This is a genomic window from Vibrio sp. Isolate24, from assembly GCF_022398215.1.
GTDB lineage: Bacteria > Pseudomonadota > Gammaproteobacteria > Enterobacterales > Vibrionaceae > Vibrio > Vibrio coralliilyticus_A.
The window spans coordinates 1-24,277 of sequence record NZ_JAKEUU010000003.1; the positions used below are offsets into that span (position 1 = coordinate 1).

General features: G+C 45.5%; 25 protein-coding genes and 10 tRNA genes. 5 read left to right on the forward strand and 30 right to left on the reverse strand.

The window, feature by feature from the left end; genetic code table 11:
- The 9 genes from L1D23_RS12730 to fkpA form a co-directional block, all read right to left on the reverse strand.
- A partial coding sequence (locus L1D23_RS12730) for a GTP-binding protein (RefSeq protein ID WP_232425018.1) occupies positions 1 to 188 on the reverse strand: 188 nt, incomplete at its 3' end.
- Between the two features lie 154 nt (positions 189 to 342).
- Positions 343 to 2,442: an elongation factor G gene (gene fusA, locus L1D23_RS12735; protein ID WP_019275016.1), complete on the reverse strand. Its 2,100-nt coding sequence runs from the start codon at positions 2,440 to 2,442 to the stop codon at positions 343 to 345.
- Between the two features lie 156 nt (positions 2,443 to 2,598).
- Entirely contained in the window at positions 2,599 to 3,069 is a 471-nt protein-coding gene (gene rpsG, locus L1D23_RS12740; protein ID WP_006957063.1) for a 30S ribosomal protein S7, read from the reverse strand.
- Between the two features lie 97 nt (positions 3,070 to 3,166).
- Positions 3,167 to 3,541 (reverse strand): 30S ribosomal protein S12, encoded by a 375-nt coding sequence (rpsL, locus tag L1D23_RS12745; protein ID WP_004399892.1) that lies wholly within the window; start codon positions 3,539 to 3,541, stop codon positions 3,167 to 3,169.
- Positions 3,542 to 3,729: 188 nt separating this feature from the next.
- The gene (gene tusB / locus L1D23_RS12750) at positions 3,730 to 4,005 is read right to left on the reverse strand and encodes a sulfurtransferase complex subunit TusB (protein ID WP_239866821.1); all 276 of its coding nucleotides are present in this window, start codon (positions 4,003 to 4,005) and stop codon (positions 3,730 to 3,732) included.
- Between the two features lie 7 nt (positions 4,006 to 4,012).
- Entirely contained in the window at positions 4,013 to 4,369 is a 357-nt protein-coding gene (tusC, locus tag L1D23_RS12755; RefSeq protein WP_239866824.1) for a sulfurtransferase complex subunit TusC, read from the reverse strand.
- Positions 4,366 to 4,761 (reverse strand): sulfurtransferase complex subunit TusD, encoded by a 396-nt coding sequence (gene tusD, locus L1D23_RS12760; RefSeq protein WP_239866827.1) that lies wholly within the window; start codon positions 4,759 to 4,761, stop codon positions 4,366 to 4,368. Before tusD ends, tusC begins: the two co-directional genes overlap by 4 nt.
- A complete protein-coding gene (locus tag L1D23_RS12765) occupies positions 4,758 to 5,480 on the reverse strand; it encodes a transcriptional regulator (RefSeq protein ID WP_019275011.1) in 723 nt (240 codons plus the stop codon). Before L1D23_RS12765 ends, tusD begins: the two co-directional genes overlap by 4 nt.
- Before the next feature lie 183 nt (positions 5,481 to 5,663).
- Positions 5,664 to 6,455, reverse strand: coding sequence for an FKBP-type peptidyl-prolyl cis-trans isomerase (fkpA, locus tag L1D23_RS12770; RefSeq protein ID WP_239866829.1), 792 nt, complete (start codon positions 6,453 to 6,455; stop codon positions 5,664 to 5,666).
- A gap of 138 nt (positions 6,456 to 6,593) precedes the next feature.
- On the opposite strand from fkpA, the gene L1D23_RS12775 reads away from it, so the two are divergent.
- The gene (locus L1D23_RS12775; RefSeq protein ID WP_239838073.1) at positions 6,594 to 7,574 is read left to right on the forward strand and encodes a hypothetical protein; all 981 of its coding nucleotides are present in this window, start codon (positions 6,594 to 6,596) and stop codon (positions 7,572 to 7,574) included.
- A 2-nt stretch (positions 7,575 to 7,576) separates the two neighbouring features.
- Entirely contained in the window at positions 7,577 to 7,804 is a 228-nt protein-coding gene (locus tag L1D23_RS12780) for a SlyX family protein (RefSeq protein ID WP_239838072.1), read from the forward strand.
- Here the strand turns inward: L1D23_RS12780 and L1D23_RS12785 are convergent.
- The 9 genes from L1D23_RS12785 to tsaE form a co-directional block, all read right to left on the reverse strand.
- Positions 7,801 to 7,986: a DUF2065 domain-containing protein gene (locus L1D23_RS12785; protein WP_239866830.1), complete on the reverse strand. Its 186-nt coding sequence runs from the start codon at positions 7,984 to 7,986 to the stop codon at positions 7,801 to 7,803. The two genes, L1D23_RS12780 and L1D23_RS12785, sit on opposite strands and share 4 nt — an antisense overlap.
- A gap of 62 nt (positions 7,987 to 8,048) precedes the next feature.
- Positions 8,049 to 9,029, reverse strand: coding sequence for a protease modulator HflC (gene hflC, locus L1D23_RS12790; RefSeq protein WP_239838071.1), 981 nt, complete (start codon positions 9,027 to 9,029; stop codon positions 8,049 to 8,051).
- A 2-nt stretch (positions 9,030 to 9,031) separates the two neighbouring features.
- Entirely contained in the window at positions 9,032 to 10,225 is a 1,194-nt protein-coding gene (gene hflK, locus L1D23_RS12795) for an FtsH protease activity modulator HflK (RefSeq protein WP_239838070.1), read from the reverse strand.
- Positions 10,226 to 10,270: 45 nt separating this feature from the next.
- Positions 10,271 to 11,560 (reverse strand): ribosome rescue GTPase HflX, encoded by a 1,290-nt coding sequence (gene hflX, locus L1D23_RS12800; RefSeq protein ID WP_239866832.1) that lies wholly within the window; start codon positions 11,558 to 11,560, stop codon positions 10,271 to 10,273.
- A 44-nt stretch (positions 11,561 to 11,604) separates the two neighbouring features.
- A complete protein-coding gene (gene hfq / locus L1D23_RS12805) occupies positions 11,605 to 11,871 on the reverse strand; it encodes an RNA chaperone Hfq (protein WP_006957051.1) in 267 nt (88 codons plus the stop codon).
- A gap of 188 nt (positions 11,872 to 12,059) precedes the next feature.
- The gene (miaA, locus tag L1D23_RS12810) at positions 12,060 to 13,007 is read right to left on the reverse strand and encodes a tRNA (adenosine(37)-N6)-dimethylallyltransferase MiaA (protein ID WP_239866834.1); all 948 of its coding nucleotides are present in this window, start codon (positions 13,005 to 13,007) and stop codon (positions 12,060 to 12,062) included.
- Positions 13,004 to 14,974, reverse strand: a complete 1,971-nt coding sequence (mutL, locus tag L1D23_RS12815) for a DNA mismatch repair endonuclease MutL (RefSeq protein WP_239866835.1) — start codon at positions 14,972 to 14,974, stop codon at positions 13,004 to 13,006. Before mutL ends, miaA begins: the two co-directional genes overlap by 4 nt.
- 8 nt (positions 14,975 to 14,982) lie before the next feature.
- On the reverse strand, positions 14,983 to 16,704 hold the full coding sequence (locus tag L1D23_RS12820) for a LysM peptidoglycan-binding domain-containing protein (protein ID WP_239866837.1): 1,722 nt from the start codon (positions 16,702 to 16,704) through the stop codon (positions 14,983 to 14,985).
- Entirely contained in the window at positions 16,701 to 17,162 is a 462-nt protein-coding gene (tsaE, locus tag L1D23_RS12825) for a tRNA (adenosine(37)-N6)-threonylcarbamoyltransferase complex ATPase subunit type 1 TsaE (RefSeq protein ID WP_239838065.1), read from the reverse strand. Before tsaE ends, L1D23_RS12820 begins: the two co-directional genes overlap by 4 nt.
- 200 nt (positions 17,163 to 17,362) lie before the next feature.
- On the opposite strand from tsaE, the gene queG reads away from it, so the two are divergent.
- Positions 17,363 to 18,475: a tRNA epoxyqueuosine(34) reductase QueG gene (gene queG / locus L1D23_RS12830; RefSeq protein WP_239866839.1), complete on the forward strand. Its 1,113-nt coding sequence runs from the start codon at positions 17,363 to 17,365 to the stop codon at positions 18,473 to 18,475.
- A gap of 546 nt (positions 18,476 to 19,021) precedes the next feature.
- Here the strand turns inward: queG and L1D23_RS12835 are convergent.
- The 11 genes from L1D23_RS12835 to orn all read right to left on the reverse strand — a co-directional run bounded on the left by L1D23_RS12835 (position 19,022) and on the right by orn (position 21,190).
- Positions 19,022 to 19,097: transfer RNA gene (locus tag L1D23_RS12835), tRNA-Gly, on the reverse strand.
- Positions 19,098 to 19,192: 95 nt separating this feature from the next.
- A tRNA-Met gene (locus L1D23_RS12840) sits at positions 19,193 to 19,269 on the reverse strand.
- 73 nt (positions 19,270 to 19,342) lie between these two features.
- Positions 19,343 to 19,419 (reverse strand) — tRNA-Met (locus L1D23_RS12845).
- Between the two features lie 41 nt (positions 19,420 to 19,460).
- A tRNA-Gly gene (locus L1D23_RS12850) sits at positions 19,461 to 19,536 on the reverse strand.
- 95 nt (positions 19,537 to 19,631) lie between these two features.
- Positions 19,632 to 19,708: transfer RNA gene (locus tag L1D23_RS12855), tRNA-Met, on the reverse strand.
- Between the two features lie 103 nt (positions 19,709 to 19,811).
- Positions 19,812 to 19,887: transfer RNA gene (locus tag L1D23_RS12860), tRNA-Gly, on the reverse strand.
- Positions 19,888 to 19,983: 96 nt separating this feature from the next.
- Positions 19,984 to 20,060: transfer RNA gene (locus tag L1D23_RS12865), tRNA-Met, on the reverse strand.
- Positions 20,061 to 20,101: 41 nt separating this feature from the next.
- Positions 20,102 to 20,177 (reverse strand) — tRNA-Gly (locus L1D23_RS12870).
- Positions 20,178 to 20,271: 94 nt separating this feature from the next.
- Positions 20,272 to 20,348, reverse strand: a tRNA-Met gene (locus L1D23_RS12875).
- A gap of 41 nt (positions 20,349 to 20,389) precedes the next feature.
- Positions 20,390 to 20,465 (reverse strand) — tRNA-Gly (locus L1D23_RS12880).
- A 179-nt stretch (positions 20,466 to 20,644) separates the two neighbouring features.
- Positions 20,645 to 21,190 carry an oligoribonuclease gene (gene orn / locus L1D23_RS12885; protein ID WP_239866840.1) on the reverse strand — a complete coding sequence of 182 codons (546 nt, stop codon included), beginning with the start codon at positions 21,188 to 21,190 and terminating at the stop codon, positions 20,645 to 20,647.
- A gap of 110 nt (positions 21,191 to 21,300) precedes the next feature.
- On the opposite strand from orn, the gene rsgA reads away from it, so the two are divergent.
- Positions 21,301 to 22,356, forward strand: coding sequence for a small ribosomal subunit biogenesis GTPase RsgA (gene rsgA / locus L1D23_RS12890; RefSeq protein ID WP_239866843.1), 1,056 nt, complete (start codon positions 21,301 to 21,303; stop codon positions 22,354 to 22,356).
- 111 nt (positions 22,357 to 22,467) lie between these two features.
- On the forward strand, positions 22,468 to 23,340 hold the full coding sequence (gene asd, locus L1D23_RS12895) for an archaetidylserine decarboxylase (protein ID WP_239866846.1): 873 nt from the start codon (positions 22,468 to 22,470) through the stop codon (positions 23,338 to 23,340).
- Between the two features lie 123 nt (positions 23,341 to 23,463).
- On the opposite strand, the gene L1D23_RS12900 is transcribed toward asd, so the two are convergent.
- Positions 23,464 to 24,255 carry a DUF1338 domain-containing protein gene (locus L1D23_RS12900; protein WP_239866849.1) on the reverse strand — a complete coding sequence of 264 codons (792 nt, stop codon included), beginning with the start codon at positions 24,253 to 24,255 and terminating at the stop codon, positions 23,464 to 23,466.
- Positions 24,256 to 24,277 lie beyond the last annotated feature (22 nt).

Genomic DNA, 24,277 nt, shown 5'->3' on the forward strand with positions numbered 1-24,277 from the left:
ATTGTGATACCGCGCTCACGCTCTTCTGGAGCGTTATCGATTGATGCGAAGTCTTTCGCTTCACCGCCGTACACTTTAGCAAGAGTTGTACAGATTGCAGCAGTTAGAGTTGTTTTACCGTGGTCAACGTGGCCGATAGTACCAACGTTAACGTGCGGTTTAGTACGTTCAAATTTTTCTTTAGACACGATCGTGTTCCTTCCTAGTTATGATTCGCCGCGAACATTATTGATCACGACGCGCCAGAATTTGCTATTTTATGCGTCAACGTCCGTCAGCGCAATATTTGGACGTATTGATCTTTAAAAAAGTCTTGCTATTTTTAAAGGTTAATACGATTTATTAGTAACCACGGTCTGCAATGATTTTATCTGCAAAGTTTTTCGGTACTTCAGCGTACTCGTTAAACTCCATAGAATAAGACGCACGGCCTTGAGTTGCAGAACGTAGATCAGTTGCGTAACCAAACATCTCAGATAGTGGTACTTGAGCGCGGATGATCTTAATACCAGCCACACCATCGTCCATACCTTCGATCATACCGCGACGGCGGTTTAGGTCACCAACAACGTCACCCATCCAATCTTCAGGCGTAGTTACTTCAACATTCATCATTGGCTCAAGAAGTACAGGCTGTGCTTCTAATGAACCCTTCTTGAATGCCATCGAGCCAGCGATCTTAAACGCCATCTCGTTAGAGTCAACATCGTGGTAAGAACCATCAAACAGTGTTGCTTTAATGTCTAGAACCGGGTAACCCGCTAGAACACCACTGTTCATTTGCTCTTCGATACCTTTCGCTACCGAACTGATGTATTCCTTAGGAACAACACCACCCACAATTTCGTCAACAAAGACAAAACCTTCACCAGGTTCAGATGGCTCCAGTTTGATCCATACGTGACCATACTGACCACGACCACCAGATTGACGTACAAATTTACCTTCAACTTCCGCGTTACCACGAATCGTCTCTCGATAAGCAACCTGAGGTTTACCAACATTACAGTCAACGCTGAATTCACGTTTCATACGGTCAACGATGATATCTAGGTGAAGTTCACCCATACCAGAGATCAGTGTCTGACCTGTTTCGTCATCCGTTTCGACGCGGAAAGACGGGTCTTCTGCGGCTAGTTTACCTAGCGCAATAGCCATCTTTTCTTGATCGGCAACAGAGCGAGGCTCTACCGCGATCTGAATTACTGGGTCAGGGAACTCCATGCGCTCCAGAATCACCTTGTGGTTCTGGTCACATAGTGTGTCACCTGTAGTTACGTCTTTCAGGCCGATTGCCGCAGCAATATCACCTGCGCGAACTTCTTTAATTTCATCACGCTTGTTTGAGTGCATCTGTACGATACGGCCAAAGCGTTCTTTCTTCTGTTTAACAGAGTTGTAAACAGCATCGCCAGAGTTAACCACACCAGAGTAAACACGCATAAAGGTTAGCGTACCTACAAACGGGTCTGTCGCGATTTTAAATGCTAGTGCTGAGAACGGCTCGTTGTCGTCTGCATGACGCTCAACTTCGTTGTCGTTGTCATCCACACCTTTGATCGCTGGAACGTCAATTGGCGATGGTAAAAATTCGACTACTGCATCGAGTACCGCTTGAACACCTTTGTTCTTAAACGCACTACCACAAGTGGCCAGTACGATTTCATTGTTTAGTGTACGAGTACGTAATGCTTGCTTGATTTCAGCTTCCGTTAGTTCGCCTTCTTCAAGATACTTATCCATTAGCTCTTCGCTAGCTTCTGCCGCTGACTCAACAAGGTTGTTGTGCCACTCTTCAGCAAGCTCAAGCATGTCCGCTGGAATGTCTTCGTAAGTAAAAGTTGTACCTTGATCAGCTTCACTCCAGTTGATCATCTTCATCTTGATTAGGTCAATAACACCCTTGAAGTCTTCTTCCGCACCAACATTAAGTTGGATAGGAACAGGGTTCGCACCAAGACGGTTTTTGATTTGATCAACAACACGAAGGAAGTCAGCACCTGCACGGTCCATCTTGTTAACAAATACCATACGAGGAACGTGGTACTTGTCAGCTTGACGCCATACAGTTTCAGATTGAGGTTCAACACCCGATGAACCACAGAACACTACGACAGCACCATCAAGTACGCGAAGTGAACGCTCTACTTCGATAGTGAAATCTACGTGTCCAGGAGTATCGATAATGTTGATGCGGTGGTCTTGGAATTGTGCATCCATACCACGCCAGAAAGTGGTCGTAGCCGCTGAGGTGATTGTGATACCACGCTCTTGCTCCTGCTCCATCCAGTCCATGGTAGCAGCACCATCGTGAACTTCACCGATTTTATGAGAAAGGCCGGTGTAGAACAGAATACGTTCACTTGTGGTTGTTTTACCTGCGTCTACGTGAGCGACGATACCAATGTTACGGTAGCGCTCAATAGGTGTTTTACGAGCCACGATTGAATCCTCTTGAATTAGGGACTATTGCTATTTCTAGTTGCATTTTAGCCTGCTCATGGCAATTTTCACGTGCCCTAGATATAGCAATAGTTCCTAAGCTTGCGCATAGGAACTAGAGTTGCGCCGCGAGGGTTCTCGCGGCACTGAAAGGTATTACCAGCGGTAATGAGCGAATGCTTTGTTCGCTTCTGCCATACGGTGAACGTCTTCACGTTTCTTAACAGCAGTACCTTTGTTCTCAGACGCATCTAGCATTTCAGCAGCTAGGCGTTGAGCCATAGATTTTTCACCACGCTTACGCGCAGCTTCAACTACCCAACGCATAGCAAGTGCGTTACGGCGAACCGGACGTACTTCTACAGGTACTTGGTAAGTTGAACCACCCACGCGACGAGATTTAACCTCTACCGCAGGGCGAACATTTTCAAGAGCTTCTTCAAATACAGCTAAGTGATCTTTACCAGATTTCTCAGCCATTGCATCTAGTGCAGTGTAAACAATTTTCTCTGCAGTAGATTTTTTACCGTCAACCATAAGGATGTTAACGAATTTTGCCAGCAGTTCAGATTTGAACTTTGGATCTGGAAGGATCTTACGCTGACCGATGACGCGACGACGTGGCATGGATTTTCTCCGTTGTCTTCTTCAGGTTATCCAAAACTTTTCAGTTTCTTCAAAAATTAAATTTAATTTAGTGTTTGGCCTTACTTAACGGATACCATTAAGATTTTGGACGCTTCACACCGTACTTAGAACGACCTTGTTTACGGTCGTTAACGCCAGCACAGTCTAGTGCACCGCGAACTGTGTGGTAACGTACACCCGGAAGGTCTTTAACACGACCGCCACGGATTAGAACAACTGAGTGCTCTTGAAGGTTGTGACCTTCACCACCGATGTACGAAGTCACTTCGAAGCCGTTCGTTAGACGAACACGACATACTTTACGAAGTGCTGAGTTAGGTTTTTTAGGTGTAGTAGTGTAAACACGAGTACATACACCACGTTTTTGTGGACACGCTTCTAGTGCAGGCACGTTGCTTTTAACAACCTGCTTTGCACGAGGCTTACGTACCAACTGGTTAATAGTTGCCATTAACTAGCTCCTGATTTACTTGAAAGTAAGCTTTGTGAAAAATCTATCCCTAATCACCAATGGCAATTAGGGACGCAAAATTCTATGCAGCAGTGAGAGGTGTGTCAAGAAATATACGGATCTTTTTTGTTCAACTCAAACCTTCATACCGTAAATGTTCTTCCACACCGATTGAAAAGAGGATAAGGCTAATCCCAAGTCAGAGAAGTTTCCTGTGCCACAGTAAGATCAACAAACCCATCATAGCCGATAACCTCAACTGAAGGGCTGACGCGATTAAGGATGCCACGCGCTTCTAAATCACTGCGAAGTGCTGCGATATTGAAGCCTTTTACCATGGGGTATGACCTGTGTTGAGGGTTGAGTGCATAAACGGCATTTTCAATAAACAGTAAGGTGTCGCTCTCTTTAGATACTTTTCTCACCTCTTCTACAGCCGCTACGGATTTGACGATGTGTAACATAAGACCTCTAGAATGAAAGTATTTTTCTCGCACTATGTATCTGCGTTTTGAGCTCATCGTCGTCGAGCAATTGAGCATCAATAATCAAATCCGCTTGCGCCAGACCACGCTCAGCCAGAGATTGCGCGCATACATACACTTGCTCTATATCGTAAAGATCGAACAGCTTCAACATAGGTGAATAATCTTTACTCAGGATGTCACTGGTTTGCTGACCGGCAATCAACTGATAAACACCATCCCCTATAAACAGTACGCTAATATCTTCACAATATGCGGATGCGGCTAATAAAGCATCAACACCTTCACGTCCAGATGCACTTCCATGCGGAGCGCTACGAAATAAGTAGGTTAACTGACTCAAAACTGTACAACCCTATCTTGTGTCAGCATGGCTTCCGCCAAACTACCTAAGCCCGCTTGATGGAAGCCATCGGCCAAATTACTTTGGATTAAGTTGTGCTGATTGGATTCATCCTGACTGACAATCCCACGGCGCTGCGCTGCCGCCACACACGTTTCTAACCGCACATTATGCTCTGTAGCTAGAGCTTGCCACGCCTTCACCAAATCAAACTCATCATTAGCAGGGACGCTGAGTGCTGTGCCATTGGTCACGCCATCTTGGTAAAAGAATACACTGACCAATTGATGCCCTTTAGTAATCAGGCTGCGTGCAAATTGATAAGCCGTTCTAGCCGACTGACTACCATATACCGGCCCATTGACGACTAAGGTATAGCTCAATGCACTCAACTTTCGTCGTCCTCAGTTTTACGCTGACGAATATAAAGATAGACGGTGTGCTTAGAGATATTTAAACGATCTGCGACACGGTTTATTGCATCTTTAATATCAAAAATCCCTTTGTCGTACAGCTCCATCACAATCTGACGATTTTTGGTATTGTTTGATACTGACTTATCCGCATTGATCTCTTCAATTGTGCGTTCAACCGTCTGATCAACCAGTTCTTCGACATCGCTGGCAAAATTCACTGACGATGCAGCTTGCTTAGCTTCTTCTGTTGGCATGAAAGATTGCAGTACCTGAGAAAAAGGCGCGTCAAGATTAACGTTGATACATAGCAGGCCGATCACTCGGTTCTCACCATTACGGATCGCAACCGTAATCGACTTCATCAACACGCCACCTTTCGCACGAGTAAAATATGAACGGGAGAAATTACGCTCAGAGCCTTCGATATCTCGCAGCATTTTCAACGCTAGATCAGTGATGGGTGAGCCAACCTGACGACCCGTATTTTCACCATTGGCAATTTTAATGGCTGACGTATTGAGATCTTCCAAAGAATGCAGAACGATTTCACAAAAAGGGCCGATAAGACTGGCGATACCGTCCACCACGGCTTCATACGATCTGAGAATAATTTTATCGTGCTCGCTAAATGGCATCACATTGACAGATTCCATTTCGAGCAACATATCCGTGTTAACTGTGTCTGTAGTTGTCACTTTTTAAGCCTTCGAGCGAAAAATCAACAAATTGGTGTAAGTTTATCAGAAATTTTGAATTGAACATCTAGCAATGCCACTATCTAGTGATTTAGAACAAACTATTCACGCGATACAGCGCCAAAAAATGAAAAAAGGCCTGATTTTCATCAGGCCTTTGGGTTTATTTCAGAGGGAAGTGGCTTATTGAACCGCTTGCTCACCTTCACCGTTATCGATTTTCAGTAATTCAACTTCGAAGACAAGTGTCGAGTTAGCAGGAATACTTGGCGTGTCTTGCTCACCATATGCTAGCTCTGGCGGAATAACGAACTTGAATTTAGAGCCAACAGGCATCAGCTGCACACCTTCCGTCCAACCTGAAATCACACGGTTCAGTGGGAAAGTCGCAGGTTCACCACGGTCGTATGAACTATCAAACTGAGTACCGTCGATTAAAGTGCCTTTATAATGGACTTGTACAGTATCAGTATCTTTAGGCTGGTCGCCTTCGGCAGGAGTCATGACTTGATACAATAGGCCAGATTCTGTCTTCTTCACGCCTTCTTGCTTTTCAAAGTCAGCACGGAAGTCATCGCCTGCTTTCTTCGCTTCAGCTGCTTTTTCTGCCGCTTGCTTTTGCATTGTTTCAGCAACACGCTTATCTAGCGATTCAAGGGCTGCGCGTGTTTCTTCTTCATTTAGCTCAGGGCTACCCGCAAACACATGTTCAATGCCTTTAAGTACAAGGTCTTTATCTAGATTGATACCAATCTCGTTTGGCTTATCTAGACTAGTGTTTAGATAGTTTGCGAATGATACGCCAATTGCGTAAGCCGCTTTTTCATCGTCGGTTTTAAAGTGAACCGTTTTACCGGCTTCTGCTTGCACTTGTTCTGCTGCTGGTGCAGCCTCTGTTTTAGCTTCTTCTTTCTGACAGCCAACCGCCAACATTACTGTTGCTGCAAGCAGTGACACCTTAAAAATAGATTTCATTGAATTCTCCAATTAATGGCTAACCATTTGTCTTTGCGCACAAATCTTTAATTTCGACTGGTGCTTATAAGCATGTTGTACCACTATAACCAATATGCGTTTTAATTAAACGTTAACTAAAGCGGATCTTTGTATTTAATGCGAACTATTTTTCATACTCTATTACTTACGTTTGTCATCACAACGTTAAATGGTTGCTTTTTCTCCACGCAAGATGATCAACGTTGGGTTATAGAGCCCCTAGGAACAACTAGCTTCGCCTTAAGCCGAGATGCCCGCTTCGCCCTATTGTACTCCAAAGAGCATCAACTAGTACTGTGGGATCTCTATGAAAGCCAGCAGCTTGCCTCATTAGGTGAACAAGATCCTCAAGCGAGTACCGTTTCTCGAATCCGTATCTCAGATAATGGCCGATTTGCCGTCACCGCAACACAAATAAACTTTGCTGTTTGGGATTTGGCTTGGACCCAAGCTCAAGGGCTATGGTCGATATCTGACGGACTGATTCGTGACGTTGATATTGCTAGTAACGGCGAACAAGTACTGCTTGGTTTATCGAATGGCAAAGCCATTTACGTCAACTTAGTCACCGGAAGACGACTAGAGTTCCTTGCCCACAATGAAAAAGTCAACTCCGTGGCACTTTCACCCAATGGTCGTTTTGCGTTATCTGGTGGCAATGATTACACCGCCTACTTATGGGATACCCGTACAGGTCAGATTCTCAAAAGCTTCGAACACGAGCAACGAATTAATCGCGTTGCCTTACAAAGAGATGGTCTTTATGCCTTTACGTCCGATGGTGGAAACCAAGCAATTATTTGGAACCTACGTACTGGGGAGAAATTATCGCAGCTGCGAAGCTTTTCGCGTCAATTGATCTTTTCTACAGCCCGCTTTTCAGATGATGGCCAATACTTGGTGACAGGAACACCTTCAAGCCGAATTATGGTCTGGGAAACCAATACGGGCAAACGTGTCGATGGATTTGAAGCTGAGCCGTTAAAAGATACTCGCCCTCCACGCGCAGTGGTGTATGATGCAGCCTTTGACAACCAGAATCGAGTAATATCGGGCACATCCGCAGGAATAGCCCAAGCTTGGAATGTGGACGACTAATCATGACCGAAAAGCGTGTAGCAGAACTAGAAAACCGTATCAATGACATGGAGTGCCAATTGGCGTTTCAAGAGCAAACCATTGATTCACTTAACGATGCGTTGAGCCAACAACAGTTGCTGATCACAAAAATGCAAGATCAGATGAAGTACGTAGTGGGTAAAGTCAAGAATATGGATACTTCGAATATGGCCGATCCATCCGAAGAAACTCCACCACCTCATTACTAACTGAACACGTAAGCAATAACAGCGCCTGCAACCACTAGACCCCCACCAATACGCCTCAATTGATTGTTCGGCTGTTCACTCAATTGCGCAACCATGTTGCGCCAACCATTCGGGGCAATTAAAGGCCCGATTCCTTCAACAATTAACACCAGACCAAGCGCTATCCAAAGTGAGTTTGACATCATGATTCCCTCGAAAAAATAAAGGCTCCGTGAAGGAGCCTTTGCTATTTATAAATTTGAGTTTATTTTGCTGGAGCGCCTGCTGAGTTGTTCATGTACTGGAAGAACTCACTCTTAGGATCTAACACCAAAATATCACTCTTCTCACTGAATGATTCTTCGTACGCTTTTAGTGAACGTAGGAAACTGTAAAACTCAGGAGCTTTGTTATACGCTTCAGAATAAACCTTCGCAGCTTCTGCATCCGCCGCACCTCGTGTCACACGAGCTGTTTTGTCTGCTTCAGCCAAAATGGTCGCCACTTCAAGTTCAGCTTGAGCGCGAATAATTTCAGCTTGCTCACGACCTTGAGAACGGAATTGCCTTGCAACCGACTCACGTTCAGCTCTCATACGATCGTATATTGACTTACTAATGCTGTCCGGAAGGTTAATTTTCTTCATGCGGAAGTCGAAGACATGAATACCTAAGTCTTCCATGGCATCTTTACGCGTATCATTCAGTACATTTTTCATAATGATATCGCGCTCACCATCAACTTCTAAGGCCTCTTTTGCTGCTTTAGTCGTTACAACTTCACTATCAGCACTATCCGGTAAGACATCGTCATTGCGCGGGCCTGAAACAATCTGCTTAATTTCACGCGAACCAATTTCAGAACGAAGTACATCGGTCACTTTACGACTCAAAAGAGCTTGTGCCGTTGATGAATTACCGCCACCGGTTGCAAGATAATACTGACCGAAATCTTCGATACGCCATTTCACGTAGGAATCAATGATTACGTCTTTTTTCTCGGACGTAACGAAACGATCCGAACGGCCATCCATAGTTTGGATACGTGCATCTAATGTTCTTACACGATCAAACAATGGCATCTTGAAATGTAAGCCCGGTTCATAAATTCGTGCAATCTCATTGTTGTCTTTCAACACACGACCGAAGCGAATGACAATACCGCGCTCACCTTCAGGGATGACAAATAGCGACATCAGCATCAAAACCAGTGCGACGACTAGTACAGGGATCATTAACTTACGCATTCTTAATATCTCCCTTGACGTGAACCCGTTGAACGAGATTGTGAATCTGAGGTTGTCTCTGTGCGTTGAGGCTCCAGTTCGATTTGATCATACGAAGAAGATTTCGATTTACGATTAGTTTGTGCTTTACCTTCTTGACCTGCCAGCTTATCGATCGGCAAGTATAGAAGGTTACCACTCGACTCTGAGTCAATCAGGACTTTAGAAGTATTGGAGTAGACTTGCTCCATAGTATCTAAGTACAGACGATTACGGGTAACCTCAGGAGCTGCTTGATACTCTGGTAGCAGTTTTTCGAACTGAGCAACTTCACCTAAGGCGGCATTCGTGACTCGCTCACTATAACCCTGCGCTTCTTTTAGCAGTCGCTCTGCACGGCCTTTAGCTTTAGGGATAATATCGTTTTGATACGCTTCCGCTTCACGCTTAAATCGCTGTGCGTCTTCTCGAGATGCCGTGGCATCATCGAAAGCAGCTTTAACCTCTTCCGGTGGACGAGCATCTTCAAAGTTAACTGCGACCACTTCGATACCCATATCATAGCTAGCGACAATATCTTCGAGTGTTGTCTGCGTGTTTTGACGAATCGACAAACGACCACTGGTCAAAATGCTGTCCATCAAAGAGTCACCAATTACAGCACGTAGCGCAGAATCTGTCGCTTGGCGTAAGCTGTCATCAGCGTTGGTCACGCGGAATAGGTATTTATACGGGTCAGCAACACGGTACTGAACATCCATAGCAACGGTCACAACATTTTCATCTTTCGTCAACATAAGACCAGATGAACGTAGCGAGCGGATTGCCTGTACGTTAACAGGGGTTACTTCATCAATGAAGCGAGGACGCCAGTTCAGACCAGGATCGACGATTCGATCGTATTTACCCAGTCGTAGAACGACACCACGCTCAGCTTCACCGATGGTGTAAAAGCCAGCGAAGAACCAGATTGCTATCGCGATTACTGCAATGACACCAAAACCTAGTGCACCGCCGCCACCGCCGATAGAAGATCCTTTGCCTCCTTTTCCACCACCAAACTTTCCACCCAGTTTCTGACTCAGTTTATTAAATACTTCGTCTAAGTCTGGCGGTCCTTGATCACGGCCACCTTTGTTACCACGATTATTACTCCCCCAAGGGTCGTTATCGCGGCCATTGTTGCCGTTGTTATTACCAGGCTCATTCCACGCCATTAGAAAGCTCCATCATTTGATATGACGTTATACTGTAGCAGTCATTTAAGTAACTATAAAGTCACGTAAAACTGCCCCTTCTCTTTTTTCAAGTCTAGACCAATCCACTTGCTGCATGCGAACATCAATCAACAAGTTACCATCCTGATCATACTCTTCTCGTTGAATACATTTCATTTGGAAGAATGTACTACGAATACGCCCCTGATGTTGTGGCGGAATTCGCAATTGATATTGAACCATTTGACTGGCTAAACGCTCAGTCAGGGCTTCAAATAGCAGTTCAATACCAATGCCTTCCATTGCCGAAACCCAAACGGCACGAGGAATACCTTCTTCGTCCCTTTCAATACGAGGTTTCTGATCTTCGAGATTGTCAATTTTGTTCATCACTAGAAGAGCCGGCACCTCATGGGCATCAATCTCTTCAAGCACTTCATGAACAGCCTGAATATTCTCACGAAAACGCTCATCACTGGCATCGACAACATGTAACAAAATGTCAGCTTCCTGAGTTTCTTGCAGGGTTGCTTTGAAAGCAGCAACCAGATCATGGGGTAAATGTCGGATGAACCCAACCGTGTCAGCTAAAATGGCTGTCCCTACATCCGCAAGCTCAATCTTTCTCAACGTTGGATCCAAAGTGGCAAACAGCTGGTCAGCTGCATATACGCCCGCTTCAGTAATGCGGTTAAACATGGTGGATTTACCCGCGTTGGTATAACCAACCAGAGAAATCGTTGGGATTTCCGCTCGATTTCTGGCTCGGCGACCTTGTTCACGCTGTTTTGCCACTTTTTCCAAGCGGCGCAAAATAGCCTTTATACGATCACGCAATAAACGTCGGTCAGTTTCTAGCTGAGTTTCACCTGGACCACGTAAACCAATACCACCTTTTTGTCGTTCAAGGTGCGTCCAACCGCGAATAAGTCGAGTAGAAATATGACGAAGTTGAGCAAGCTCAACTTGTAATTTACCTTCATGTGTTCGGGCGCGTTGGGCAAAAATATCTAAGATAAGACCGGTGCGATCAAGCACTCGACATTTACACAACGATTCTAGGTTACGTTCTTGGGCAGGAGAAAGGGCGTGATTGAATATCACTATATCAGCGCCAGCAAGTTGCACCGCTTGGGCAATTTCCTGAGCTTTACCCTCTCCGACATAGTATTTAGGGTGTGGTGACTGGCGACTGCCGGTTACAACTTGTAACGATGAGACTCCAGCCGAAGATACCAGCATTTCAAATTCACTGAGATCTTCCCACTCCCCTTCTTGCGTGAAGTTGATATGAACAAGTACGGCTCGCTCACCGGCTTCATAACGGTCAAACAAGCAATCAACTCCTTAAAATAATACTAATTTTCTTTTTCAGAGAATTAATCTTCTGATTTCTCTTGCTGACGCTCGCCGCCCTGAGGACGCTCACCGCTGTGGTGGCTAACTGGACGAGCAGGAACAACTGTCGAGATAGCATGTTTATATACCATCTGATTTACTGTATTTTTCAGCAAGATCACAAATTGATCGAAAGATTCAATCTGACCTTGAAGTTTAATTCCATTTACTAGGTAGATTGATACTGGGATACGTTCACGACGTAATGCATTTAAGAATGGGTCTTGAAGAGATTGCCCCTTAGCCATTTTATTTTCCTTATTTTGTAATTTTGTTCTAGTTATTTAGCTAGTGGTGCACTGAAAAAACTAGGTGCGCCTTTGCATCTGAGCTAAACGAATAAAAAACACCCTGTCGTTACCTGTTATGACGGCTTTGCTAGCAAATTTCAAGTAACAGATCCTTTACAGAGCACATTCACGCAAAAGCGATCACATTATACACGGCTAAAACCTTCAGACGCTATGGCATTTGATACGGTTTCTAGAGCCTGTTCTATGTTTTCGCTATCTAACCAAGTTAAATCATCCCAGCTGCGCAACCAGGTGATTTGTCGCTTGGCCAACTGGCGGGTCGCACAGATACCTTTAAAAATGGCATCTTCAAGTGTGCAATTCCCATCCAAATAGTCCCACATTTGCCGATAACCGACACAACGAATAGAAGGAAGATCAGCGTGAAGATCGTCTCGGGCGTACAGCCCTCGCATCTCCTGTTCAAACCCTGCTTCTATCATTTTGTCGAATCTCAACTCAATTCGGCGGTGGAGTTCTGCCCTTTCCTTGGGAGCTATCGCGAACTGTTTCACTCTAAACGGCAGGCTTTCACCTTTCGTTTGAGTTAGTTCAGTAAGAGTTTTACCTGAAATTCGATAAACTTCCAATGCCCTAGACAATCTTTGTGGATCATTTCGGTGGATTCGTTCAGCGGAAACAGGATCGATCTCTTTCAGTTGATCGTGCAGTACGTCCCAGCCATGAGTCAATGCTTCCTGCTCAATTTGCTGGCGTATTTCAGAGTTTGCAGCCGGAAGAGGTGATAAACCTTCCAGTAGTGCTTTGTAGTAGAGCATGGTGCCCCCTACCAGCAATGGAATTTTTCCTTGCTCAACAATGTGATGCATTTCATTTAATGCATCACGACGAAAGTCGGCTGCCGAGTATGCTTCACTTGGGTCAAGAATATCAATCAGTCGATGTGGAGCCTGTGCTTGCTCTTGTTCATCTGGCTTCGCGGTGCCTATATCCATCCCTTTGTAAATCAAAGCAGAATCAACAGAAATAATCTCTACTGGATATTTTCTCCGCAAGCGGATAGCTAGGTCGGTTTTGCCAGAGGCGGTTGGCCCCATTAAAAAAAGGGCCAAAGGTAGTTCATTATTCATAACTTCATCGCTGCAATCGTTGCAGAAAAATCAACAGGATACACAAAGCTGCGGTCATCCAAAGGGAGGTTACCTTGCCACAACTGCTCTATCTCAGCGATGACTTGTATCGCCTCCGACAAAGTGTAGTCGTTTTTTACCTGTGTGACGTGGTTCGTTAGCCAATCAGAGAGCTGCAATCTCTGCCCACTCTCTGACGTCAAAGCGGCGTAAGATAACAGATCTGGTATCAATTGTTGCAAGTTTTGCTGACGAAGTGGTTGAGGTACCCCCATCACCATCAACGCAGATGCATGACGACTTTTCAACTCTATACCAAACTGGAGTAATGCTTCTTGGTGAATCTGAGCGGCTTCAATCTGCACTGTGCTGAGCTTCAATGACAAAGGGACCAACAGCGGCTGGCTTTTTAGTCCACCGCCAGTGGTCGATAACTGCCCTTTAATACGCAACCATTCCGCTTTCGCCAGTGAAACTAATCTCGCCCCCTGTTTATCTCCCATCAGCACATATTGTCCTTGAGTCACACAAATCACTTTGCCCAGCGCCTCAATGGATTGACAAGCCTGCTCGGATGTTAAACATGAACGATCAACCTCCGCATCCAATTCGATGCATGGACTGGTTTGAGGGAGATGAGGAGTTGTTAATAACTCCTTATATGCTTTGACTTCTTGCTTGCTTGGCGCAGGTTCTCCGTATCTTTCTTCGGATGCAACCTTAGGCTTAGAGGACGAGCGTGATTCAACCCAGTCACCTCTTGGAATCGATTCTCTCACCTGTTGAGCCTGACGTTTTTCTTGATAGTCTTGCTGCCCAGGATAAGCCGGAACTTTCTCTATTGCTTGATAGACAGTCTCAGGCACCTCATGGCTGACAGAGTCAGCAGGTGCTGAACTTTCTGCCTGTGTTTGCGTATCCTTTTCTGTGTGGAAAGCGGATGCATTGATTTCAGGTTTATCAATGTGGGCACTTTGTACTAGAGCGTCACTGAGTGCCTGATAAATAAAATCGTGAACCAAGCGAGCTTGATGAAAACGAACCTCATGTTTTGCCGGGTGAACATTGACATCCACTTGGTGTGGGTCGATTTCAATAAATAACACATAAGTCGCAAACTGATCTGGCCGTAGACTGCTTTCATAGCTTTGACGAATTGCGTGATTGATCAATTTATCACGCATCATCCGCCCATTCACATAGCAGTACTGCAGATCACTTTGTTGACGAGCACCTTCCGGTGTTGTGATCCAGCCATGTAACTTTAGCCCCTGATGTTCGAGTTCGATTTTCAACATATTACGCACGAACGGGTTACCACACACAGCAGCAATGCGTTTTTCTTCTTGGAGCTGAGTCTTCGCCGCTCGGTACTGTTTAATCACCTTGCCGTTGTGTCGCAAATTGATCGTGACATCAAACCGACTCAAGGCAATTCGCTTTAGCAGCTCATCGATATGAGTGAACTCAGTCTTTTCTGTGCGAAGAAATTTACGTCGTGCCGGCGTATTAAAAAACAAATCCAAGACTTCAACAGAGGTGCCAATAGGGTGTGCTGTGGGTTGCAACTTGACCGCCATCTCACGGCCTTCGCTGTAAGCAGACCAAGCTTGATCTTGTGTCGCGGGACGCGAAGTCAGAGTAAGACGAGAAACTGAACTGATACTGGCCAGCGCTTCACCGCGAAAGCCTAGGCTCATGATCGCTTCCAGATCGTCCAAAGTGTGGATCTTTGACGTGGCATGACGACTCAGTGCTAGTCCAAGTTCATCTTTAATGATCCCTTTACCGTTATCACGCACACGAATGAGCTTAGCACCACCTTTTTCGATATCAACATCAATTCGGGTCGCGCCAGAGTCTAAACTATTTTCAACCAGCTCTTTGACCACAGAAGCCGGCCTCTCAACCACTTCCCCTGCCGCAATTTGGTTAGCCAGCCGCGCTGGAAGAATCTTAATCGTCATACCAATAGCTACTTATTCGGAATCACCAAAACTTGCCCTATCGCCAATTCGTCCGAACGCAAGTTATTTGCCTTACGGATCGCACCGACACTGACATCGTATTGGCTGGCAATTTTGCCTAAGAACTCACCCCGCTTCACCTTATGCTTGCGCAGCGGCTGATCTTTCAAACTCACTGTAATGCGTAGCTTTTGGCCAAGTTTAAGTGTATCCGAGCGCAATTTATTTTCTCGTTTAATATGGGCAACTGAGACTTTATATCGCTCAGCAATCTTACCGAGATATTCCCCACTCTGAACCACGTGCGTGATGGTCTTAGTTTCCACAGGGTTCGTCACTTTAGGTACAGGCACTGCGCCTTTGGAGCCAGGAATGGTCAATACCTGACCAATCGCTAAACCAGAGCTTTTCAGCTTATTGGACTGCATAATGGCCTTCGTCGTTGTACCGTACTTCTTAGCAATCACAGAAAGCGACTCACCTCGTTTCACTTTATGCTTGATCGTCTTCCATCGGTTCGCAAACAAAGTCCCCTCAGGAGGGTTAGCTTCGAAGTATTCGACAATCGCTTTCGTCAACGCTCTGGCCAATTTATCTTGATGGCTACGCTGGAAGAGCAGTTTTTCTTCGGTTGGATTCGTAATAAAACCGGTTTCAACAAGCACTGAAGGAATATCGGGAGACTTCAATACCGCGAGGCTTGCATTCACTGGCTGTTTTTTATGTAGCCTTATCCCCGCACGGCTCATCTGTTTTAGGATCTTTGTCGCCAGTTTATAGCCTTCTTTTTGTGAATGACTAAACTGCAAATCTAACAATGTCTGGCTGATGTTTCTGTCTCTGGTGTTTTTCGAAAGAACTTCCCCCGCTCCGCCTAATAACTGAGACTGTTCTTCATGATTTTCTACCCAGCGTGCAATTTCTGAATTCGCACGGCGGGTATTCAGAACAAATACAGATCCCCCACGAGGTTGAGGGCTACGGAAACCATCAGCATGAATTGATACCAATAAGTGCGCTTTATTGCCACGTGCAATCTCGGAGCGTTTATTGAGATTGACAAAATAATCCCCGCGACGAGTCAAAACGGCCTTCATTCCTGGAACAGCATTAATCTGAGCAGCAATTTTCTTAGAAATCGCCAAAGTGGCGTGCTTTTCATACTTGCGACTTGGGCCAATAGAGCCTGGATCTTCACCACCATGACCAGCATCAATAGCGACCACAATGTCCGCAGTGCCTAATAACTGGGAAGCATCTCTATTCACTTGAGGTGAAGAGTTGGACGAAATCTTGGCGGAAGAGGTAGCGGAAGTGCCATGCGGCAGATCAATCACGAGTCGATGACCATACTGTCCACCAGGAGTGGGCGCTAACTTAAATAAGCGCGGTGCCACTTTACGCTTGAGTTCAAACACCAAACGATAAGTGCCCTTTTGTGGGGGTGAACTTTTACGTATTTTCTTCAATACAGGGCTATCCGACACATTGATCGGCAATTTGGTATTAAGCGAAGTTCGCGGTAGATCGACAACCAAACGTTCTGGGCTGCTAAGCGTAAAATAGCTGTATTCGGCTTCGGAAGCCAAGTCGATTACGACACGGGTTTCATCTGGAGAAGGCCAAACACGTATGCTTTCCAGAGCATTTGCCCACACGCGTATGGGCAAAAGAAACAGAACGAAAAGAAGAGAAACAGAGACAGCTCGAACAAATTTACTGATTATCATAACTCCAACTGCTCAAGTAATTTAGAACCATAACTATTATTGGCGGTGAGATCGACCACACGCGCTTCACCGTCATAGCGCAGTTCAATATCTAAATCAGCACAAGGTAGTAAACCTTGGCCTTTCTCTGGCCACTCAACTAAGCAGATAGCATCAGGAGTAAAGTAATCTCGGATTCCCATAAACTCGAGTTCTTCTGGGTCAGCTAAGCGATACAGATCAAAGTGATACACCTGCCATTGGTCCAACTGGTACGGTTCTACCAATGTATAGGTTGGACTTTTTACATTGCCCTGATGACCCAGTGCACGTACAAACCCGCGACTGAACGTCGTTTTACCCGCACCCAAATCACCATGCAAATAGATGGTCGTTTGTTGAGAGCATAGGTTTGCCAAGACTGTCCCTAATTGAATCGTTGCGTGTTCATCTTTAAGGGCAAAATGTTTCGTGGTCATGAAGATCAATCTCTAGTGGGTGACTATATAAAAATCAAAAGAACAGGAATAGTAAACTGGGTTGGAATTGAGAGACAAGGTCTGTTGTGTAAGTAAAAGCCAAATTCCTGTAATTCTGCCAAGACTTCTTCGTTTTCGCGTCTAGATTCAACGAAAAAGATCCGTTAAGATCCGCTCCCCATTTCACCAGAGTCATTAGAATGAACTACCAAGAGCTCGCAAACAAGATCAAAGTTTGGGCAAAAGAGCTTGGCTTCCAAAAGGCCGGTATTTGCGATATTGACCTGAGTGAACATGAAGCTGCGTTACAAAAGTGGCTTGATGCTGGACATCACGGTGAAATGGACTGGATGGCTCGTCACGGTATGATGCGTGCGCGACCTGCTGAGCTGTTACCAGGTACAATACGCGTTATTAGTGTTCGTATGGACTACCTTCCCCCTGAAGCCTTGTTTGCAGCCAATCTAGCAGATCCTACCCAAGCTTATATCAGCCGCTATGCACTGGGTCGCGACTACCACAAGCTGGTACGTAATCAGTTAAAGAAACTTGGCCAAAAAATAGCACAGGAAGTGGGCCAGTTCGGCTACCGCCCTTTTGTCGATTCAGCACCGATACTTGAACGTCCCTTAGCTCAAAAAGCAGGCCTAGGCTGGACGGGAAAACACTCTCTCATTCTAGATAAAGATTGTGGTTCATGGTTCTTCCTTGGCGAACTACTGATTGACCTGCCTTTGCCTGTTGATGACGTTCATCAGGGTAACTGTGGTAAATGCACCGCCTGTATGACTTCTTGCCCCACTCAGGCCATCATCGAGGATGGAGTGGTCGATGCTCGTCGTTGTATTTCTTATCTGACGATTGAGTTCGATGGTGTAATCCCAGAAGAGTTTCGTAAGCCGATGGGCAACCGTATTTACGGATGCGACGATTGCCAGTTGGTTTGCCCATGGAATCGGTTTTCTGATGTCACAGAGCAGGAAGACTTCCATCGTCGGCAAACTCTAACTTCACCTGACCTTCTAGCTCTATTTGAATGGGATGAAGAAACCTTCCTCAACAATATGCAAGGCTCAGCCATTCGTAGAATCGGTTATATTCAATGGCTAAGAAATTTATCGATCGCCATGGGCAATGCGCCATATTCAGCTAATATTATTGAGGCACTCAAACAACGCTTAGGATTAAATGACCTATTAGATGAACATATTCGCTGGGCATTGGAGCAACAAATTGCTCAGGTTCCTAACTCTTCGACTAAGCTCAATAGGCTCATTCGAATTGTACAGAAAGGGCTTCCCAGAGATGCATAAACTTTGCCTAACTTTCTTCAGCAGAGTTTGATTTAGCTCTAAAAATGAAAATGTGGAAAAAACAAAGGGCGATTGCTTGTTTTCTTTCAGCTGAAGAAGTTAATCACATTAGCTATAAATGACTAAGATCAAAAAACAATCACTTAATGATCGAATGAGATTCTCTATAAGTTGTAGTGAATATTAATAATATTAAATAAATACAGTAACTTACAAAAAATATCCAACTAGAAAGAAACTTTCATAAAACAAAAGATCATTTCTCAGCCACACTTATTTGTGAAAATAATCAGGTTACCCACCAACTTATCCACAGTATAAATTTTGTGGATAACTCTGTTAATCTTTACAGCTAACCCTGACTCACCGAGGCTTGTCATCAAGATATAAATAAGCACATCTCGTACTGATTTGATTTTTAGACATAAAAATGCCCACCTATTCGGAGGACTTAATATGATTTTTGATTGGTTTATGCTTCACAGCATTAGATAAAGAGCGGTGACCAATGAGGTCGATTCAGACATTTGTGGTCTGAGAAGAATTTGGAGCGACACACGAGGTTCGAACTCGTGACCTCAACCTTGGCAAGGTTGCGCTCTACCAACTGAGCTAGTGTCGCATTGGTTGCGGAGGCTAGATTTGAATCGATAACCTTCGCTAGATTTTATGAATGGCTGAGCCCGACGAGCTAGCGAATCACAACACCTTAAAATTTGGTTGCGGGGGCCGGATTTGAACCGACGACCTTCGGGTTATGAGCCCGACGAGCTACCAAGCTGCTCCACCCCGCGTCCGTAGTCATCATTCAAGGCATGATGAAAGCCTATAAATTTGGAGCNTAGCGAATCACAACACCTTAAAATTTGGTTGCGGGGGCCGGATTTGAACCGACGACCTTCGGGTTATGAGCCCGACGAGCTACCAAGCTGCTCCACCCCGCGTCCGTAGTCATCATTCAAGGCATGATGAAAGCCTATAAATTTGGAGCGACACACGAGGTTCGAACTCGTGACCTCAACCTTGGCAAGGTTGCGCTCTACCAACTGAGCTAGTGTCGCATTGGTTGCGGAGGCTAGATTTTAATCGATAACCTTCGCTAGGTTTTATGAATGGCTGAGCCCGACGAGTTAGCGAATCACAACACCTTAAAATTTGGTTGCGGGGGCCGGATTTGAACCGACGACCTTCGGGTTATGAGCCCGACGAGCTACCAAGCTGCTCCACCCCGCGTCCGTAGTCATCATTCAAGGCATGATGAAAGCCTATAAATTTGGAGCCTGCTCCACCCCGCGTCCGTAGTCATCATTCAAGGCATGATGAAAGCCTATAAATTTGGAGCGACACACGAGGTTCGAACTCGTGACCTCAACCTTGGCAAGGTTGCGCTCTACCAACTGAGCTAGTGTCGCATTTGGTTGCGGAGGCTAGATTTGAATCGATAACCTTCGCCAAGTTTTATGAATGACTGAGCCCGACGAGCTAGCGAATCACAACACCTTAAAATTTGGTTGCGGGGGCCGGATTTGAACCGACGACCTTCGGGTTATGAGCCCGACGAGCTACCAAGCTGCTCCACCCCGCGTCCGTAATCATCATTCAAAGCATGATGAAAGCTTTTTAATTTGGAGCGACACACGAGGTTCGAACTCGTGACCTCAACCTTGGCAAGGTTGCGCTCTACCAACTGAGCTAGTGTCGCATTTGGTTGCGGAGGCTAGATTTGAATCGATAACCATCGCTAGGTTTTATGAATGGCTGAGCCCGACGAGCTCGAATCACAACACCTTAAAATTTGGTTGCGGGGGCCGGATTTGAACCGACGACCTTCGGGTTATGAGCCCGACGAGCTACCAAGCTGCTCCACCCCGCGTCCGTAATCATCATTCAAAGCATGATGAAAGCTTCTTAATTTGGAGCGACACACGAGGTTCGAACTCGTGACCTCAACCTTGGCAAGGTTGCGCTCTACCAACTGAGCTAGTGTCGCATCAACAACGTTTTCGTCGTTTAGGGCTGCGAATTATAAGAGCATTTTTTTGTGATGCAAGTCCTTCCAGCAAAAAAAAGGCGTTTTTTTTCTGTTTGATGAAAAAGCACACAGATTAGAATATTTTTCCATCTAAGCTTGGCTTTTCCATCATCATCTTTGATAAAGAGTTGCTGATATTAGATGTTAAAAATTGTTTGGCGGTAGTACTTTAACTCAGAAATTGACTCCCGAATGTCATCCAAAGCTAAGTGGCTTCCTTTCTTAGAAAAGCCCTCTAATACCTCAGGCTTCCAACGACGTGTCAACTCCTTCAGTGTACTGACATCGATATAGCGATAGTGGAAATACGTTTCCAGTTCAGGCATGTGCTTATACAAAAAGCGGCGATCTTGGCCAACACTGTTACCACATATTGGGGACATCCCTTTCGGCACCCATTGCTCAAGGAATTCAATTGTCTGACGAACCGCTTCCTGCTCACTTACATCACTAGCACGTACACGCTCGACTAAGCCACTGCCAGTATGTGTGGTCGTACACCACTCATCCATCTTGGCCAGCTCTTGTTCTGATTGGTGAATGGCAAGTACCGGTCCTTCAGCTAAAATATTCAACTCACCATCCGTGACGATAGTAGCGATTTCGATGACTTTATGGGTTTCTGGGTCTAAACCTGTCATCTCGAGATCAATCCAAATCAAATTTTGATCGCTAAAGGACATAAATCGTTGCCTATTGGTTTTATGCTAAAAGAGGTACTATACCCAAATTCTGATCTTCAGGGTAGTTATCCTAGGATCCATCAAGGCGAATTAAGTTAAGTAGACAAATTGTGGCAAAGAAGAAAAAACTAACCAAAGGTCAAGTTAGACGAGTTAGGAGCAACCAGAAGCGAAAACTCACCAAGGAAGATTCCGTTCAATGGGAAGAGTCCATGTTGGGTACAGCCCAGAAAGGTCTAGTGATAACACGTTTCGGGCAACATGCCGACATTGAAGATATAGAAAGTGGCGAAATCCAGCGCTGCAATTTGCGCCGCGGTATCGAGACCTTAGTTTCTGGCGACAAGGTGATTTGGCGCGCTGGACTGGAGTCTATGGAAGGCATCAATGGTGTTGTCGAAGCTGTCGAGCCGCGTACTTCCGTTTTAACTCGTCCTGATTATTACGATGGTTTAAAACCTGTCGCGGCTAACGTCGATCAAATGATCATTGTTTCTTCGGTATTGCCTGAGCTGTCATTGAATATTATTGATCGCTATTTGGTCGCATCAGAAACACTCAACATTTCTCCGTTACTCGTACTGAATAAAATTGACTTGCTGGAAGATGAGCAACGAGCCTTATATCAAGAGTGGCTCAGTGAATACGAACGTATCGGTTACAAAGTACTGTTTGTGAGTAAGCAAACTGGCGAGGGTATCGCTGCGCTGGAGGCTGAACTCAAAGATCGCACCAATATTTTTGTCGGCCAGTCAGGTGTGGGTAAATCAAGCCTCGTCAACGCACTTATGCCTGAATTTAATGTCGAAGAAGGTGAAGTCTCTGAAAACTCGGGGCTAGGTCAACACACTACAACCGCCTCGCGCCTGTATCATATCCCGACAGGTGGTGATTTGATTGATTCTCCCGGAGTGCGTGAATTTGGTTTATGGCACTTAGACGCAGAAGACGTGACCAAAGCATTCGTTGAATTTCGCCGCTATTTAGGTGGGTGTAAGTTTCGAGACTGTAAGCATAATGATGACCCTGGCTGCGTGCTGCGCGAAGCCGTTGAAAGTGGCGAGATCAGTGAAGTACGCTTCGAAAACTATCATCGCATCCTCGAGAGTATGGCGGAAGTGAAAGCCAACCGTCAGTACTCACGCAGTAAAAAAGCCGATCTGTAACGGCTTCTTGCACAAATCATCGGTGCTAGATACTGACTTCGTTAACAAATTTAAGTAGTATCTCGCGCCCAAAAGTAAGCAAACATACAGTTAGCATTGGAATTAATGACAATGGATAAGATAAAAGTTGGACTGCAATACTGGATCCCTCAACACGGCTTAACCCGTCTCGTCGGTAAGCTGGCATCCGCAAAAGCTGGCGGCCTAACCACAGCTATCATTCGCTGGTTCATCAAGCAATACAATGTCAACATGGACGAGGCTAAGCACTCAGATCCCAAGCACTTCAAAACTTTCAACGACTTTTTTGTTCGTGAGTTGAAAGAAGGCGCGCGCCCGGTCACTGAAGGCGAGTCTATTATCACCCACCCTGCAGATGCATGCGTCAGTCAGTTTGGTCCAATTACTGACGGCAAGCTGATTCAAGCAAAAGGTCACAATTTTTCAGCGCAGGAGCTACTGGGTGGCGACGCTGAGCTAGCAGAAGAGTTCGCCGACGGTGAATTTGCAACACTTTACCTGTCACCACGTGACTACCACCGAGTCCATATGCCATGTGATGGTACACTGCGTCAGATGATCTACGTGCCGGGCGATCTGTTTTCAGTCAACCCTCTGACCGCTGAAAATGTCCCAAACCTGTTTGCTCGTAATGAGCGTGTGGTGTGTGTCTTCGATACCGCATTTGGTCCAATGGCTCAAGTACTAGTGGGTGCAACGATCGTCGGTAGTATAGAGCAAATCTGGGCTGGCACGATTACCCCGCCACGCGGCAATACGGTCTACAAATGGGATTACCCAAGCGAAGGGGACAAAGCCGTGATTCTTAAGAAAGGCGAAGAAATGGGCCGTTTCAAGTTAGGTTCGACCGTTATCAACCTGTTTGCTAAGGACGCGATAAAATTCGACGATTCCATGGCTAACGGCCAAACAACGGTGATGGGTACGCCTTATGCCCATCTGGCCAAGCAAGAACAAGAATAAACAAAACAGCCCCGACTATCGGGGCTGTTTCATTCTCTATCAGCATAGTCGAGTGAGCAGGAACACTCCATGACTGGCTACCTGCTCAATTCTCTCAAGCGAAGTGTACTTTAGGGCTTTCTACTAACCGTTGGTACTTTCGAAAATCTTATCAGCGGAAGCGGCAACAAACCCAGGGTAGAGTTCACCGTTGCTCATTGGGTAACGCTTAGCAAACTCATAGAAGCCACCAGGAACCATCTCAGTACCTTCAGTGAAGGTCACTGGCACTTTATCCGCCATAGTAGAAGATTGCTCAAGCAGCACGTCTGGCGAGCCTTTCACTTCACCGCCTGATTCATTGATCGTAAAGCCAGCTTCACGTAGGTGGTCATTAACACCTTTCACTTCTTCAAAAGCGTCCAGCTGATTTACACTAACCGTAAAGTGGTTAGCACCGTAGCCGTGTGCCGCTAGCCAAGAAGCGTATTCACTCTCTTTTGCCAGCAGCTGATAATCAGAAAAACTCAGATCCCATAGACGCCCACCAGACAAGAACTCATGACTTTTTAGCTTATCGGTGTCCAATTGCTCAACCAGCTTGGCAACGATGGCCTGAAGCTCTGGAGAACACTCGTTCACTTTTAGTTCACTGATAAAAACTTTTGGCTGTTTCGGGTCTGGATGCTCAAAGTGCTTCGCCACTAACTTCTTACTTTCGAACTCGTAATCACCGCATGGCTTATAGCCAACGTCGATAAACGGTTTGGCCAGAGTCTCAATACCTAGAGGTGCGACATTAAATGTACGCAGCGCAATGTGGTCATTGATCAATGGCTCATTTTCCTGAAGCAGATGGTGAACTTTATCAGCAGAGGGACATAAGCGTTGAATATAGTCATTCCATAACGACTGGAATAAAACTTGTGGCGTCATAACGCCTCCTTGTTTGGGTTTG

Excerpts from the sequence above, each read along its gene's own strand:
- rpsG (WP_006957063.1), bottom strand. The coding sequence starts at position 3,069 with ATGCCACGTCGTCGCGTCATCGGTCAGCGTAAGATCCTTCCAGATCCA.
- rpsL (WP_004399892.1), bottom strand. The coding sequence starts at position 3,541 with ATGGCAACTATTAACCAGTTGGTACGTAAGCCTCGTGCAAAGCAGGTT.
- tusB (WP_239866821.1), bottom strand. The coding sequence starts at position 4,005 with ATGTTACACATCGTCAAATCCGTAGCGGCTGTAGAAGAGGTGAGAAAA.
- fkpA (WP_239866829.1), bottom strand. The coding sequence starts at position 6,455 with ATGAAATCTATTTTTAAGGTGTCACTGCTTGCAGCAACAGTAATGTTG.
- L1D23_RS12775 (WP_239838073.1), top strand. The coding sequence starts at position 6,594 with ATGCGAACTATTTTTCATACTCTATTACTTACGTTTGTCATCACAACG.
- L1D23_RS12780 (WP_239838072.1), top strand. The coding sequence starts at position 7,577 with ATGACCGAAAAGCGTGTAGCAGAACTAGAAAACCGTATCAATGACATG.
- L1D23_RS12785 (WP_239866830.1), bottom strand. The coding sequence starts at position 7,986 with ATGTCAAACTCACTTTGGATAGCGCTTGGTCTGGTGTTAATTGTTGAA.
- hflC (WP_239838071.1), bottom strand. The coding sequence starts at position 9,029 with ATGCGTAAGTTAATGATCCCTGTACTAGTCGTCGCACTGGTTTTGATG.
- hflK (WP_239838070.1), bottom strand. The coding sequence starts at position 10,225 with ATGGCGTGGAATGAGCCTGGTAATAACAACGGCAACAATGGCCGCGAT.
- hfq (WP_006957051.1), bottom strand. The coding sequence starts at position 11,871 with ATGGCTAAGGGGCAATCTCTTCAAGACCCATTCTTAAATGCATTACGT.
- miaA (WP_239866834.1), bottom strand. The coding sequence starts at position 13,007 with ATGAATAATGAACTACCTTTGGCCCTTTTTTTAATGGGGCCAACCGCC.
- mutL (WP_239866835.1), bottom strand. The coding sequence starts at position 14,974 with ATGACGATTAAGATTCTTCCAGCGCGGCTGGCTAACCAAATTGCGGCA.
- L1D23_RS12820 (WP_239866837.1), bottom strand. The coding sequence starts at position 16,704 with ATGATAATCAGTAAATTTGTTCGAGCTGTCTCTGTTTCTCTTCTTTTC.
- tsaE (WP_239838065.1), bottom strand. The coding sequence starts at position 17,162 with ATGACCACGAAACATTTTGCCCTTAAAGATGAACACGCAACGATTCAA.
- queG (WP_239866839.1), top strand. The coding sequence starts at position 17,363 with ATGAACTACCAAGAGCTCGCAAACAAGATCAAAGTTTGGGCAAAAGAG.
- orn (WP_239866840.1), bottom strand. The coding sequence starts at position 21,190 with ATGTCCTTTAGCGATCAAAATTTGATTTGGATTGATCTCGAGATGACA.
- asd (WP_239866846.1), top strand. The coding sequence starts at position 22,468 with ATGGATAAGATAAAAGTTGGACTGCAATACTGGATCCCTCAACACGGC.
- L1D23_RS12900 (WP_239866849.1), bottom strand. The coding sequence starts at position 24,255 with ATGACGCCACAAGTTTTATTCCAGTCGTTATGGAATGACTATATTCAA.